Origin of the sequence: Streptomyces sp. SKN60, from assembly GCF_026236535.1 — a bacterium.
In the GTDB taxonomy this organism is placed as follows: Bacteria; Actinomycetota; Actinomycetes; order Streptomycetales; family Streptomycetaceae; genus Streptomyces.
Genome location: NZ_JAHTMW010000007.1, coordinates 207965 through 220811, shown reverse-complemented (window position 1 = coordinate 220811; position 12847 = coordinate 207965). Strand labels below are relative to the sequence as shown.

The window sequence follows — 12847 nt, the reverse complement described above, 5'->3', positions numbered from 1 at the left end:
ACACCCGTACCCGGCCGCTAGACATCCGTCTTACACGGGCGTCTAGCGGCCGGGTACAGTGCTGTCATGGGACACAAGGAAGATCTGCTGGAGGGCGCCAAGCGCTGCCTCCTGGAGAAGGGGTACGGGCGCACCACCGCCCGTGACGTCGTCGCCGCCTCCGGCACCAACCTCGCCTCCATCGGCTACCACTACGGCTCCAAGGACGCCCTGCTCCAGCAGGCCTTCCTCGCGCTCACCGAGGAGTGGGGCGACGCGGTCGGCGGGGCCGACGCCGAGGGCGCCGACAAGCTCCCCGCCGATCCGTACGAGCGCTTCCGCGCCGTCTGGGAGCGCCTGATCGGCGCCGCCGAGGCCAGCCGCCCGGTCTGGAAGCTCCAGACCGAGGTCGTCACCCGCCTCGACGACGACGAGAAGCTCCGCGAGGCGATCAAGGAGCCGCAGCGGGAGGGCCGGCTCGGCATGGCCGAGGGCATGCTCGGCCTCGACCCGGCGGCGGACCCCGAGAAGGCCCGGGTCGCCGGCCTGCTCCTGCAGGCCCTGGCGACCGGCGTGATGATCCAGTGGGTGGTCGATCCGGAGACCGCGCCGACCGCCGGTGACCTGACCGAGGGCCTCAGGGTGCTGATGGGGGAGTAGGTCCCGTTATCCGGGGCCCGTCATTCCGCCCGGTTCACCCGGTCCGCCCGGTAGCGCTCCGCGAGCCGGGCCAGGGCGACCGCGCCGAGCAGCAGGCCGAAGTCGCGCAGGGCGACGTCGTAGTAGCCGGGGATGGTCAGCAGGTTGATGATGATGCCGGCCAGCCAGGCCGCCACCAGCCAGCCGCCGAACCGCGGGGCGAGTGCGACGGCGACGCCCGCGACGATCTCGATGACGCCCACCGCGTACATGGCCTGCTGCGCGGTGCCCGGAACGATGTCGTCGATCCAGGGCGCGAGGTACTGGGGCCAGTCGGTGAGCAGATCGGCGAACTTGTCCAGGCCGAACAGGATCGGCGCCACGGTGAAGCCGGTGCGCAGGATGAGGAAGGCCTGGTAGCCGGGGTCGTGGAGCGCGGCCCGGCGTTGCTGCCGCCCGGGAGTGGTGGATGGGGCAGTGGGGGACGACATGGCGCACGCCTCTCATGGCTCTCGCTGCCGATTTTTCTATCGACAACTCTCATTAACGATAGAAGCGCGCTCGCTCTCTTAAGTCAATGGGGGTGGGTTTTACACTGGTGTTCGTGGAGCACTCGAATGACGTATCGGCGGTAGCCGCCCTGGACGAGCCGACCCGGCGCCGGCTCTACGACCATGTGGTCCGCCGGCCGGACCCGGTCGGCCGCGACGAGGCCGCCGAGGCGCTCGGACTCGCCCGGCAGACCGCCGCCTTCCACCTCGACCGGCTGGCCGACGAGGGCCTGCTCGACGTGGTCTACGAGCGCCGCTCCGGGCGGACCGGGCCGGGCGCCGGCCGCCCGGCCAAGCTCTACAAGCGCTCCGGGCGCGAGGTCGCCGTCAGCCTGCCCGAGCGGCACTACGAGCTCGCCGGCCGGCTGCTCGCCCAGGCCCTGGAGGAGTCCGAGACCACCGGCGAGCCCGCCCGGGAGGTCCTGCACCGCAACGCCCACGCCCTCGGCGCCCGGCTCGCCGAGCGCGAGCGCGCCGAACTCTTCGCCTTCCTGGAGCGGTACGGCTTCGAGCCGCGCCCCGACGGCCCGGACGGCACCGCCCTCGTGCTCGGCAACTGCCCCTTCCACGCGCTCGCGCGCGAACACACCGCCACCGTCTGCGGGTTGAACCTGCATCTGATGCGCGGAGTCCTCGAAGGACTCGACGAGCAGGGGTACGAGGCGTGCCTGGCGCCCGGCGAGGGCCACTGCTGCGTCCGCCTGGAGCCGACCTCGTAACGGAGCCGGTGTTCAACCGCCCTACAGGCGCGCCGACTTCAGCGCCATGTGCAGCAACAGGCGGTCCTCGCCCGCGTCCAGGTCGAGGCCGGTGAGCTGTTCGACGCGGGAGAGCCGGTAGTAGAGGGTCTGGCGGTGGATGCCGAGGGCCGTCGCCGTGCGCCCCGCCTGGCCCGCGTGGTCGAGGAACACCTCGGCCGTGCGGGCCAGTTCGGCATGGGCCGGGGCGAGCAGCGCACGGACCGCCGGGTCCGGTTCGGCCGCCGGGAGGGCGGTGAGCATCCGGTACGGGCCGATGGCCGACCACTCCGCGAGCGGGCCGAGCCGCGGCTGGGCGGTCGCCGCCCGGGCGGCGGAGGCCGCCTCGCGCCAGGACGCGTCCAGCTCAGCGAGCCCGCGCCGGGGCGCGGCGACCCCCGCGACGGCGGCCGGGCCCGCCGGGCCGCGCAGCCGGTCGGCGGCGGTGCCGGCGGGGGAGAGGTTGTCGGCCGAGCGCAGCCGGACGAGCACGGCGAGGGCGCGGCCGGCGCCTGTGCCTGTGCTGGTGCCCGGGACGTACGGACTCGGCGCGGCCGGGCCCTCGGGTGAACCGCCCCCGACCGGGCCCGCCGTCGCCCGCCACGGCACCGTGCACAGGGCGGCCGCGCCCGGCACCGTACGCGGCGAGGGGGAGTCCTCCTCGGGCCAGGGCGCCAGGCAGACCAGGGTGTGCAGGCCGTCCGCGTCCGGGCCGAGCGCGGTGCGCAGGGCGGCGACGGCCATGTCGTACTGCCAGCCGCGCTCCGCCGTCAGCGTGGTCCGCAGCTCGCGGGAGAGGTCGGCGCCCGCCCGCTCCTCGTCGGCGAGCAGGTCCCCGATCCGGGACGCGACCTCCATCGCGGCGGTGAGCCGCTCGTGCGAGGGGCCCGGCTCGGCGTCGAGCAGCCAGACGTACCCGAGGACGACACCCCGATGGCGTACCGGCAGACAGATCCGGTCCCGGAAGACCCCGGCGTCCGGCGCGGCCGGAATGCGCACCGGGCCGGTCGCCCGGGCGATGCCGAAGCCCTCGAACCAGGCGCGGACCGCGGGCGTGGACTTCCTGGTGAGGATCGACCGGGTGCGGACCGGGTCCATCGCGCTGTCGTCCTCGCTGTCGTGCGCGCCGAAGGCGATCAGGCCGAAGTCACGGTTCTCCAGGGTCGCGGGGGTGCCGAGCAGCGCCGAGATCTCGTCGACCAGGTCCTGGTAATCGCCCTTCACGGCGCCATTCTCGCACCGCGACCGGAGTTCTTCAGACAGATGTCTGAGAGCGGGGACACGGATGCGTGACAGCTGTAGATGGCGGACGATCGGAGCGATCCTTAGGTTTCACGGTGGTTCTTCGTGCTGTTCCCGTTTGGTTACGAAACTTCGGGTACGGCGCCTTTCGTCACCCTGCCCTCTGGAGGTCCCCCGTGCTGGGTCCCGTGATCCTCGCCGCGTCGCGCAGCGACAAGATGCGCCGTTTCGTGTCGGCCGCCCCCGGGACCAAGCAGGTCGTGGCCCGCTTCATCGCCGGCGAGTCGGTGGACGACGTCGTCCCGATCGTGCAGGACCTGGCCGCCCGCGGCCTGGAGGTCACCCTCGACGTGGTCGGTGAGGACATCACCACCGTCGAGCAGTCCTACGCCGCCCGCGACGCCTACCTGGAGCTGATCGGCCGCCTCAAGGAGCTCGGCCTCGGCACCCGCGCCGAGATGTCCGTCAAGCTGTCGATGTTCGGCCAGTCCCTGGAGAACGGCCACGAGCTGGCGCTCTCCAACGTGCGCCCGGTCGTCGCGGCCGCCGCCGAGATCGGCACCACGGTCACCCTGGACGCCGAGGACCACACCACCCTCGACTCGATGTTCGCCATCCACGAGGAGCTGCGGAAGGACTTCCCGCAGACCGGCTGCGTCATCCAGGCCTACCTCTTCCGCACCGAGGACGACGCCCGCCGCCTGGCCGCCGCCGGCTCGCGCGTGCGGATCGTGAAGGGCGCCTACAAGGAGCCCGCCGAGGTCGCCATCCAGGACAAGGCCGAGATCGACAAGGCCTACGTCCGGATCATGAAGATCCTGATGGACGGCGAGGGCTACCCGATGATCGGGTCCCACGACCCGCGCCTCATCTCGATCGCCCAGGAGCTGGCCCGGCGCGCCGGGCGCAAGCTGGACGAGTACGAGTTCCAGATGCTGTACGGCATCCGCAGCGAGGAGCAGAACCGGCTCGCCGCCGAAGGCCACCGGATGCGCGTCTACACGGCCTACGGCACCGACTGGTACGGCTACTTCATGCGCCGCCTCGCGGAGAAGCCGGCCAACCTCCTCTTCTTCGTCCGCTCCATGCTCACCAAGGGCTGAGCCCCCCGCCCCCCCAGGCCCACACCCCTCAGAAGGAGTCAAGAGACACATGGACGCTGTGACCCAGGTCCCCACTCCCGTCAACGAGCCGGTGCACGGCTACGCCCCGGGCTCCCCCGAGCGCGCCCGCCTGGAGGCCAAGCTCAAGGAGCTGGCCGACAACCCGCGCGACCTGCCGATGACCATCGGCGGCGTGAAGCGCATGGGCGGCGGCGAGGAGTTCAAGGTCGTCCAGCCGCACAACCACAAGGCCGTCATCGGCACCTTCCGCGGTGCCACCCAGACCGACGCCCAGGACGCGATCGACGCGGCCCTGGCCGCCGCCCCGGCCTGGCGCGCGATGTCCTTCGACGACCGCGCCGCGATCATCCTGCGCGCCGCCGAGCTGCTCGCCGGCCCCTGGCGCGAGACGCTGGCCGCCTCCACCATGCTCGGCCAGTCGAAGACCGCCCAGCAGGCCGAGATCGACACCCCGTGCGAGCTCGTCGACTTCTGGCGCTTCAACGTCGCCTACGCCCGCCAGATCCTCGCCGAGCAGCCGCCGGCGAACTCCCCCGGCGTGTGGAACCGGCTCGACCACCGCCCGCTCGAGGGCTTCGTCTACGCGATCACGCCGTTCAACTTCACGGCCATCGCGGGCAACCTGCCCACCGCCCCCGCCCTCATGGGCAACGTGGTGGTCTGGAAGCCGTCCCCGACCCAGACCCACTCCGCCGTGCTCCTCATGGAGCTCCTGGAGGAGGCCGGCCTGCCGAAGGGCGTCATCAACCTGGTGACCGGCGACGGCATCGCCGTCTCGGACGTGGCCCTGAACCACCCCGACCTGGCCGGCATCCACTTCACCGGGTCGACCCGCACCTTCCAGCACCTGTGGAAGACGGTCGGCACCAACATCGAGAAGTACCGCTCCTACCCGCGGATCGTCGGCGAGACCGGCGGCAAGGACTTCGTCGTCGCGCACCCCAGCGCCGACCGCGCCGTCCTGAAGACCGCGCTGACCCGCGGCTCCTTCGAGTTCCAGGGCCAGAAGTGCTCCGCCTCCTCCCGCGCCTACGTTCCGGCCTCCATCTGGAACGACGGCTTCAAGGAGGAGTTCGCGGCCGAGGTCGACGGCATCAAGATGGGTGACGTCACCGACCTCACCAACTTCATCGGCGCCGTCATCGACGACCGCGCCTTCGCGAAGAACAAGGCCGCGATCGACCGCGCCAAGGCCGACGAGACCTGCACGATCGTCGCCGGCGGCACCTACGACGACTCCGAGGGCTACTTCGTCCGCCCGACGGTCATCGAGTGCGCCGACCCGGAGAACGAGGTCTTCACGACCGAGTACTTCGGCCCGATCCTCGCGATCCACGTCTACGACGACGCGAAGTACGACGAGATGCTGACCCAGATGGAGTCGGTGTCCGCCTACGCCCTGACCGGCTCGGTCATCGCGAACGACCGCGCCGCCGCCGCGTACACGATGGAGAAGCTGCGCTACGCCGCCGGCAACTTCTACATCAACGACAAGTCGACCGGCGCCGTCGTCGGCCAGCAGCCCTTCGGCGGCGGCCGCGCCTCGGGCACGAACGACAAGGCCGGCGCCCCGCAGAACCTGATGCGCTGGACGCTGACCCGCGCCATCAAGGAGACGCTGGTCCCGCCGACCGAGTACGGCTACCCGCACATGGGCTGACGCCCGCTGCCGCTCTCTTTCCCGAGCGGCCCCTGAACACCGCCCCCTTCCTTGGTCCCCCAACCGAGGTCGGGGGCGGTTTCCATGGGGCGGGTCTACGCTGCTGGGGAGGGGGCCGGCGCTGCGAGGAGGTACGGCATGCCTGGTTCGACGACCCTCGGCCCCGGGCACGGGGTCGACGCGATCGACCACCCCGACGCCCAGCGGTTGACGACCGTGATGCGGGAGCTGCACCGGCTGCTCACCGCGACGGGACCGGAGCGGCTCACGCACGCGCAGGTCACCGCCCTGTGCGAGGGCGACGCGCACGCGCGCATGGAGTTCACCGCATGGGTGGAGCGCGTGACCCACGAGCTGGAGCGGGCTACGGCCTGACGGGGACCCGCCGCGCCAGGAAGTCGTCGATCAGCGCGGCGATCCGCGGCGCGTGGGTCTCCAGGGCGAAGTGGCCCGTGGGCAGCAGATGGATCTCGGCGTCCGGCAGATCGCGCCGGAAGGCCTCGGCGCCGGCCGGTACGAAGACCTGGTCGCCCTCGCCCCAGACGGCGAGCAGCGGCACCCGGCTGGTGCGGAAGTACCCCTGGAAGGCCGGGTAGAGGGCGAAGTTGGCCCCGTAGTCGCCGATCAGGTCGAGCTGGATCGCGTCCTGGCCCGGGCGGGCCATCAGGGCCGCGTCGTGGTGCCAGGCGTCCGGGCTGAGCAGCTCGCGGAACTCCTCCGGGACGCCCGTCTCGTACTGCCAGCGGATGCCGTCCAGGGAGCGGATCGCCCGCACCGGCTCCTCGGTCTCGGGCGTCCGGTCGGCGATCATCGCGAGGACCGGCGCCCAGGCCTCGGCGCCCAGCCCCTCCTCGTACGCGTTGCCGTTCTGGCTGATGATCGCGGTGATCCGCTCGGGGTGCGCGAGGGCGAGGCGCAGGCCGATCGGCGCGCCGTAGTCCTGGATGTAGAGCGCGAACCGGTCGAGCTTCAGCTCCTCGGTGAACTCGGCGGTGAGCGCCGCCAGTTCCGCGAAGGTGTACGGGAAGTCGGCGGCGTCCGGCGCGTCGCTGCGGCCGAAGCCCAGATGGTCCGGGGCGATCAGCCGGTATCGGTGGGCGAGCCGGGGGATCAGCTCGCGGAACATGTGCGAGCTGGTCGGGAAGCCGTGCAGCAGGAGCAGTACGGGCGCGTCGGCGGGGCCCGCCTCCCGGTAGTGGATCGCGTGGCCGCGGACGGTGACGGAGCGGTGGTGGACCGGGAGCACGGACATCTCTCTAACCCCTCATGCGGCAATGACCGGTTATGCGGTGACGAGAGGAGTCAACCGCTTTCGCTCTAACCTGTCAATGGTCTTTTAAGGGTTAGGAATCAGAGGTCAGGGGTGGGGAGTGGAGGGAGGGGTCCGGGCCTGGGTCTCCTTGCCCTTCCGGGTCTCCAGGCTCGCCGTCAGCACCGCCAGCATCGCGCCCCCGAACCCCACCAGGACCGCCAGGCCCGGCGTGCCCATCGACACGTACGCCGCCGCCGAGGCCACCGCCCACACCGCGAGCAGCGCCTTCGCGCGCCGGCTCAGGAAGAGGTGCCCGACGGGGGTGCGCGGGACCGCGCGCAGGGCGCCCTCCGGGCCGGCCGTCGCCGCCTTCGGGCGCTTGAAGTAGCCGTACACCAGCCACTCGCCACACAGTTCCCAGCCCTCGGGCTCCAGTGCGCCGAACACCGCCGCCCGGCGCCGGCCGGCGATCACCTCGCGCCGGTACTCCCAGGCGAGGGCGACCCCGGGCGTGCGGCGGCAGACGAAGCGGCCGAGGGAGTCCAGGGACTCCACCTCCCAGCCCTGGTCGCCGTGGACCGCGAGCATCCGCCGGTCGTTGAAGAGGTCCGCCGTCCAGGTCCACTGCTCCGCCTCGGCCTCCGGCTCGCCGGGCGCGGGTGCGAGCCCGCCCAGCGAGCCGGCGAACGCGGCGGCCGGGCCGAACTCCTCCTCCGGCGTCGTCCCGGACTCCGCCAGGTGGGCGCGCAGTTCGTCCACCGTCCGGGTGATCTGCTCCTCGGGGACGCCGGACGTGCGCAGCGTCCCGGTGAGTTCGGTGAAGTAGGCGTCGGTGCTCATGATGCGGTTCCCCCTGTGTGCAGCTTGCTCTGTACGGCCCGGTGGAACTCTGTCCACGCCTCGGTCTCGGCCGTGAGATGGGTGTGGCCCGTCCCTGTGAGCCGGTAGTAGCGTCGCCCGGGGCCGCGCTCGGCGGCCCGGAACTCGGCCTCCACCAGGCCCGCCTCCTCCAGGCGGTTCAGTACGGGATAGAGCGTTCCGCCCTTGATCTGGCCCAGGCCCGCCTCCGCGAGCGCCTTCGCGATCTCGTACCCGTAACTCTCCCCGTCGGTCAGGCAGGAGAGGACGAGCAGGTCGAGGACTCCCTTGAGCCAGCTGGGTCTGCGGTCTGCGGCCATGACGGCATTCCATCACTACCTAGGTAGGAATGCAATCTAGCTAGGTGTGCGAGTGTGCTCCGTCTCAGATAGTAGGAAGTCCGAGTAATTGTGGAGACAGTCGCGCGGTTCGGGTCTAGCTTTGTAGAAGCCGAACGTCCCGCTCCATCGAGCGCAGGGCGGTCGAGAGCGCGACGCCCCATGCAGGCAACCCCTGCGGCGGCGCTCCCCGCCCCATTCCGGCGCCTTCGATCACCGCCCTGATCTCAAGGAGTCGATCCCTCATGGCCGCTCAGACCGCCCGCCGCGTCCGCCACTCCGCCGTCCGCCCCAGCGACGACGCCCGCAAGAACGCCGCCGCCGCCCTCCAGCGTGCCCTCGACCGCCGTGACAACGGCGGCGAGACCGGCCACTGACACCTCCCGGACGATCTCCCCGGTCCACCCCGACGCCTGTCCGTTCGTCCACATGGTGGACGAGACATGTCAGACGATGGGACGAGCAGTAGGGTGCCGACATGTCTCACAGCATCGATCTCGCAGTCATCCCCGGCGACGGCATCGGCCAGGAGGTCGTGGCCCAGGGCCTCAAGGTCCTCGCGGCCGTCCTTCCCCAGGATGTGAAGCTGGAGACGAAGGAGTACGACTTCGGCGCCAAGCGCTACCACGCCACCGGTGAGACCCTCACCGACGCCGACCTCGACGCCCTCAAGCAGCACGACGCGATCCTGCTCGGCGCGATCGGCGACCCGTCGGTCCCGTCCGGCGTCCTGGAGCGCGGCTTCCTGCTGAAGCTCCGCTTCGCCTTCGACCACCACGTCAACCTGCGTCCCTCGAAGCTGCTCCCCGGCGTCGCGACCCCGCTCGCCGGCCAGCCCGAGATCGACTTCGTCGTGGTCCGCGAGGGCACCGAGGGCCCGTACACCGGCAACGGCGGCACCATCCGCAAGGGCACCGAGCACGAGGTCGCCACCGAGGTCTCCGTGAACACCGCCTACGGTGTCGAGCGCGTGGTCCGGGACGCCTTCGCCCGCGCGCAGGCCCGCCCCCGCAAGAAGCTCACGCTGGTCCACAAGAACAACGTGCTGACCTTCGCGGGCCACCTGTGGACGAACATCTTCAACAAGGTCGCGGCCGAGTTCCCCGAGGTCGCCACCGACTACCTGCACGTCGATGCCGCGACGATCTTCCTGGTCACCGACCCGGCCCGGTTCGACGTGATCGTCACCGACAACCTCTTCGGCGACATCATCACCGACCTCGCCGCGGCCGTCTCCGGCGGCATCGGCGTCGCCGCCTCGGGCAACATCAACCCGAGCGGCGCCTTCCCGTCCATGTTCGAGCCGGTGCACGGCTCCGCGCCGGACATCGCGGGCCAGGGCAAGGCCGACCCGACGGCCACCGTCCTCTCCGTCGCCCTCCTGCTGCGCCACCTCGGCCACGAGTCCGAGGCCGCCCGGATCGAGGCGGCCGTCGCCGCCGACCTCACCGAGCGCGGCGACGCCGTCCGCTCCACGGACGAGATCGGCGACGCGCTCGCCGCGCGAGTAGCGAGCTGACCCGCCGCTGACGCTTCGCACCTTCCACGAAGACAGCCGCCGGGTCGCCCCTCGCACCCGGCGGCTGTACCTGTGCGGTCGCAGGGTGCCACCATCGAACCCTGGACCGCGCACACACCGTTTCGTGCACCGGCCCCCACGCGCGATAATCGAACGTGGGGCCGCGGCATGCGGGAAAGCTCGGACGTCCTAGCAGTACCGCGTGAGGTTTGCGTGACTGCGGAGCGGCGTGAGCGCGGTCCGACCCACACAACCGGTGAAGGACAAGCACTCATGACGACGCCCACCATCGAGCTCAAGCCCTCCTCCAGCCCGCTGTCCGACGCGGAGCGCGAGGCGATCCTGGCCAACCCCGGGTTCGGCCGGCACTTCACCGACCACATGGTCACCGTCCGCTGGACGGAGGGCCGCGGCTGGCACGACGGCCAGCTCGTGCCGTACGGCCCGCTCTCCCTCGACCCGGCGACGAACGTCCTGCACTACGCCCAGGAGATCTTCGAGGGCCTGAAGGCCTACCGCCGCCCCGACGGCTCCGTCGCCAGCTTCCGTCCGGACGCCAACGCCCGCCGCTTCCAGGGCTCCGCGCACCGACTCGGCATGCCCGAGCTGCCCGTCGAGACCTTCATCGAGGCCTGTGACGTGCTGGTCCGCCAGGACCAGGCCTGGGTCCCGGCGCACGGCGGCGAGGAGTCGCTCTACCTGCGCCCGTTCATGATCGCGACCGAGGTCGGCCTGGGCGTCCGCCCGGCCAACGAGTACCTGTTCGTCGTCATCGCCTCCCCGGCCGGCCCGTACTTCGCCGGCGGCGTGAAGCCCGTCTCCATCTGGGCCTCCGAGGACCGGGTCCGCGCCGTCCCCGGCGGCATGGGCGACGCCAAGACCGGCGGCAACTACGCGGCCTCCCTGCTCGCGCAGGCCGAGGCGGCCGAGAAGGGCTGCGACCAGGTCTGCTACCTCGACGCGGTCGAGCACAAGTGGGTCGAGGAACTCGGCGGCATGAACCTGTACTTCGTGTACGGGAACAAGATCATCACCCCGGCCCTCACCGGCTCCCTGCTCGCGGGCATCACGCGTGACTCGCTGCTCAAGCTCGCCACCGACCTCGGGTACGAGGTCGAGGAGGGCCGCGTCTCCATCGACCAGTGGCAGGCCGACACCGCGAACGGCACCCTCACCGAGGTCTTCGCCTGCGGCACCGCCGCCGTCATCACCCCGGTCGGCACGGTCAAGTCCGCCCGGGGCGACTGGCAGCACTCCGGCGGTCAGCCGGGCGAGACCACGATGAAGCTGCGCGAGGCGCTGCTCGCCATCCAGACCGGCCGCGCCGAGGACGTCCACGGCTGGATGCACGAGCTGGGCAAGTAGCACCAGGGGCCCGGGGCTTACGGCTCCGAGTCCACCAAGGCGCCCGGGACGGTCTCCGTCCCGGGCGCTTCCGCGTTCCCGGGCGCCGCCTGCGCGGTGGACGCCGGGGTGAGCAGCGCGTACAGCACTCCGCCGACGATCCCGGAGAGCACGAAGCTGCAGTCGATGCCGCCGGTCAGGGAGAGCAGCGGGCCCTCGTAGAGCGGGGTGGACACCCCGGCCAGGCCGACCGCCGCGCCGATCGCCCAGGCGGCGGTGGCGCGCGGGTGCCAGCCGGCCGCGAACCAGTAGATCCCGCCGCGCGAGCGCCGGTTGTAGACCTGGAGCGCCTCCGCGTCGTACGCCCCGCCGCACCGCCGGTGCCCGATCAGGGTGATGACCGCCCACGGGGTGCCGATCGCGGTGAGCAGCAGCACGAACGAGGTCATCGCGGTCTGGGCGTCCGAGGCGAAGTGCCCGAGGAAGACGAAGGCGGTGGCGACGGCCGCGACGACCAGGGTGGCGCGGGCGCGGGTGGCCTTCGGCAGGATCGCGTCCAGGTCCAGGCCCATCGAGTAGAGCATCAGTCCGGCGTTGCCGACCGAGCCGGCGGTCGCGGCGAGCAGCAGCGGCACCAGGTACCAGACGGGCGAGGCGGCGACCAGCGGTCCGGCGTAGTCGGCGCCGCCGCGGGCGGCGAGGGCGGTGAAGGTGCCGAAGAGCTGGGGCACGAGGAGGCCGATGACCAGGCCGAGACAGGTGGCCCGCCAGACCTTCTTCGGGTCGTGCTTCCGCGGCGAGATGTAGCGGGTGTAGTCGCCGAGCAGGGTGATGAAGGCGACCGGTCCGCTGAGGCCGGCGGCGACCGCCGAGAGCAGCCAGGTCGGCCAGAAGGAGCCGAGCAGATACGGGGTGTCGGGCGCGGGCGCGGTGGTGAAGTCCCCGGCGTACGCGACGAGTCCGACGGCGAGCAGCACGGTCATGCCGATGGCGAGGACCTGGCTGAGCCGGAGCAGCAGCCGGTAGCCGTAGACCGCGCCGATCACGGTGAGCGCGGCGAGCAGCGCGTACACGGCGGAGTGGGTGGCGCCACCGGTGGGCAGGCCGATCAGCCGCTCCAGGGTGCCGACCATCACGTCGCCGCCGATCCACAGGGTCAGCGCGGTGTAGCCGAGGGAGAGCAGCAGTCCGACCACCGAGCCGACGAGCCGGCCGCGGACGCCGAAGAAGGCGCCGGAGGAGGTGGAGAGGTTGGTGGCGGTGCGCAGCGAGACCAGCGCGAGCGGGGCGGTGACGGCGACGCCGACCAGGGTGCCGGCGACCACCGAGGTCACCGAGGCCCACCAGCCGAGCCCGAAGGAGACCGGGAGCCAGCCGAAGACGATCACGCCGAGGCAGAGGTTGGAGCCGAGCAGGATCGACACGAGGTCGCGGGGACCGCTGGTGCGTTCCTCCTCGGGGACCGTGTCGACTCCGCGCTGTTCTATCGCCATGAGAACTCCCAGATCGTGGGCGCCGATTTTGAGCGCCGCTCTAGTCCTGGCTTGCCGTTCAATGTGAACCACGCCCGTCGGTCACGTCAATGCTTGGAAGATGGCGTCTCA

Annotated in this window: 14 protein-coding genes; 8 read left to right on the top strand and 6 right to left on the bottom strand. The window is 71.5% G+C overall.

All coding sequences use genetic code 11. The features are described from left to right. The first annotated feature begins 66 nt into the window (after window positions 1–66). A complete protein-coding gene (locus tag KV205_RS14300; RefSeq protein ID WP_265864702.1) occupies window positions 67–639 on the top strand; it encodes a TetR/AcrR family transcriptional regulator in 573 nt (190 codons plus the stop codon). Window positions 640–659: 20 nt separating this feature from the next. Here the strand turns inward: KV205_RS14300 and KV205_RS14295 are convergent, their stop codons facing one another. Continuing rightward, complete coding sequence (locus KV205_RS14295; protein WP_265864701.1) at window positions 660–1109, bottom strand: DoxX family membrane protein; 450 nt, start codon at window positions 1107–1109, stop codon at window positions 660–662. Between the two features lie 86 nt (window positions 1110–1195). Here KV205_RS14295 and KV205_RS14290 point away from each other — a divergent pair, with 86 nt between their 5' ends. Further along, complete coding sequence (locus KV205_RS14290; RefSeq protein ID WP_265864700.1) at window positions 1196–1888, top strand: metalloregulator ArsR/SmtB family transcription factor; 693 nt, start codon at window positions 1196–1198, stop codon at window positions 1886–1888. Between the two features lie 21 nt (window positions 1889–1909). Here KV205_RS14290 and KV205_RS14285 read toward each other — a convergent pair whose 3' ends face one another. Further along, the gene (locus KV205_RS14285; protein ID WP_265864699.1) at window positions 1910–3130 is read right to left on the bottom strand and encodes a CdaR family transcriptional regulator; all 1221 of its coding nucleotides are present in this window, start codon (window positions 3128–3130) and stop codon (window positions 1910–1912) included. 194 nt (window positions 3131–3324) lie between these two features. Between KV205_RS14285 and KV205_RS14280 the strand changes: the two genes are divergently transcribed. The 3 genes from KV205_RS14280 to KV205_RS14270 all read left to right on the top strand — a co-directional run bounded on the left by KV205_RS14280 (window position 3325) and on the right by KV205_RS14270 (window position 6307). Further along, window positions 3325–4251 (top strand): proline dehydrogenase family protein, encoded by a 927-nt coding sequence (locus KV205_RS14280; protein ID WP_265864698.1) that lies wholly within the window; start codon window positions 3325–3327, stop codon window positions 4249–4251. A gap of 49 nt (window positions 4252–4300) precedes the next feature. After that, entirely contained in the window at window positions 4301–5932 is a 1632-nt protein-coding gene (gene pruA, locus KV205_RS14275; RefSeq protein WP_265864697.1) for an L-glutamate gamma-semialdehyde dehydrogenase, read from the top strand. A gap of 138 nt (window positions 5933–6070) precedes the next feature. Further along, window positions 6071–6307 (top strand): hypothetical protein, encoded by a 237-nt coding sequence (locus tag KV205_RS14270; RefSeq protein ID WP_265864696.1) that lies wholly within the window; start codon window positions 6071–6073, stop codon window positions 6305–6307. Here the strand turns inward: KV205_RS14270 and KV205_RS14265 are convergent. The 3 genes from KV205_RS14265 to KV205_RS14255 all read right to left on the bottom strand — a co-directional run bounded on the left by KV205_RS14265 (window position 6297) and on the right by KV205_RS14255 (window position 8362). Continuing rightward, window positions 6297–7184: an alpha/beta fold hydrolase gene (locus KV205_RS14265; RefSeq protein ID WP_265864695.1), complete on the bottom strand. Its 888-nt coding sequence runs from the start codon at window positions 7182–7184 to the stop codon at window positions 6297–6299. The two genes, KV205_RS14270 and KV205_RS14265, sit on opposite strands and share 11 nt — an antisense overlap. A gap of 105 nt (window positions 7185–7289) precedes the next feature. Next, window positions 7290–8024 carry a hypothetical protein gene (locus KV205_RS14260; protein ID WP_265864694.1) on the bottom strand — a complete coding sequence of 245 codons (735 nt, stop codon included), beginning with the start codon at window positions 8022–8024 and terminating at the stop codon, window positions 7290–7292. Then, window positions 8021–8362: a PadR family transcriptional regulator gene (locus KV205_RS14255; RefSeq protein ID WP_265864693.1), complete on the bottom strand. Its 342-nt coding sequence runs from the start codon at window positions 8360–8362 to the stop codon at window positions 8021–8023. The genes KV205_RS14260 and KV205_RS14255 overlap by 4 nt, the downstream gene beginning before the upstream one ends. Window positions 8363–8625: 263 nt before the next feature. On the opposite strand from KV205_RS14255, the gene KV205_RS14250 reads away from it, so the two are divergent. The 3 genes from KV205_RS14250 (at window position 8626) to KV205_RS14240 (ending at window position 11264) form a co-directional block, all read left to right on the top strand. Then, window positions 8626–8757 carry a hypothetical protein gene (locus tag KV205_RS14250; RefSeq protein WP_265864692.1) on the top strand — a complete coding sequence of 44 codons (132 nt, stop codon included), beginning with the start codon at window positions 8626–8628 and terminating at the stop codon, window positions 8755–8757. Between the two features lie 101 nt (window positions 8758–8858). Then, the gene (locus KV205_RS14245) at window positions 8859–9899 is read left to right on the top strand and encodes a 3-isopropylmalate dehydrogenase (RefSeq protein WP_265864691.1); all 1041 of its coding nucleotides are present in this window, start codon (window positions 8859–8861) and stop codon (window positions 9897–9899) included. Between the two features lie 273 nt (window positions 9900–10172). Continuing rightward, the gene (locus KV205_RS14240; RefSeq protein ID WP_265864690.1) at window positions 10173–11264 is read left to right on the top strand and encodes a branched-chain amino acid aminotransferase; all 1092 of its coding nucleotides are present in this window, start codon (window positions 10173–10175) and stop codon (window positions 11262–11264) included. A gap of 17 nt (window positions 11265–11281) precedes the next feature. On the opposite strand, the gene KV205_RS14235 is transcribed toward KV205_RS14240, so the two are convergent. Further along, the gene (locus tag KV205_RS14235) at window positions 11282–12736 is read right to left on the bottom strand and encodes a cytosine permease (RefSeq protein ID WP_265864689.1); all 1455 of its coding nucleotides are present in this window, start codon (window positions 12734–12736) and stop codon (window positions 11282–11284) included. Window positions 12737–12847: the final 111 nt, after the last annotated feature.

Coding starts and splice junctions, on each gene's coding strand:
- KV205_RS14300 (WP_265864702.1), top strand. CDS start 67: ATGGGACACAAGGAAGATCTGCTGGAGGGCGCCAAGCGCTGCCTCCTG.
- KV205_RS14265 (WP_265864695.1), bottom strand. CDS start 7,184: ATGTCCGTGCTCCCGGTCCACCACCGCTCCGTCACCGTCCGCGGCCAC.
- KV205_RS14270 (WP_265864696.1), top strand. CDS start 6,071: ATGCCTGGTTCGACGACCCTCGGCCCCGGGCACGGGGTCGACGCGATC.
- KV205_RS14250 (WP_265864692.1), top strand. CDS start 8,626: ATGGCCGCTCAGACCGCCCGCCGCGTCCGCCACTCCGCCGTCCGCCCC.
- KV205_RS14245 (WP_265864691.1), top strand. CDS start 8,859: ATGTCTCACAGCATCGATCTCGCAGTCATCCCCGGCGACGGCATCGGC.
- KV205_RS14295 (WP_265864701.1), bottom strand. CDS start 1,109: ATGTCGTCCCCCACTGCCCCATCCACCACTCCCGGGCGGCAGCAACGC.
- pruA (WP_265864697.1), top strand. CDS start 4,301: ATGGACGCTGTGACCCAGGTCCCCACTCCCGTCAACGAGCCGGTGCAC.
- KV205_RS14290 (WP_265864700.1), top strand. CDS start 1,196: ATGGGGGTGGGTTTTACACTGGTGTTCGTGGAGCACTCGAATGACGTA.
- KV205_RS14255 (WP_265864693.1), bottom strand. CDS start 8,362: ATGGCCGCAGACCGCAGACCCAGCTGGCTCAAGGGAGTCCTCGACCTG.
- KV205_RS14240 (WP_265864690.1), top strand. CDS start 10,173: ATGACGACGCCCACCATCGAGCTCAAGCCCTCCTCCAGCCCGCTGTCC.
- KV205_RS14260 (WP_265864694.1), bottom strand. CDS start 8,024: ATGAGCACCGACGCCTACTTCACCGAACTCACCGGGACGCTGCGCACG.
- KV205_RS14235 (WP_265864689.1), bottom strand. CDS start 12,736: ATGGCGATAGAACAGCGCGGAGTCGACACGGTCCCCGAGGAGGAACGC.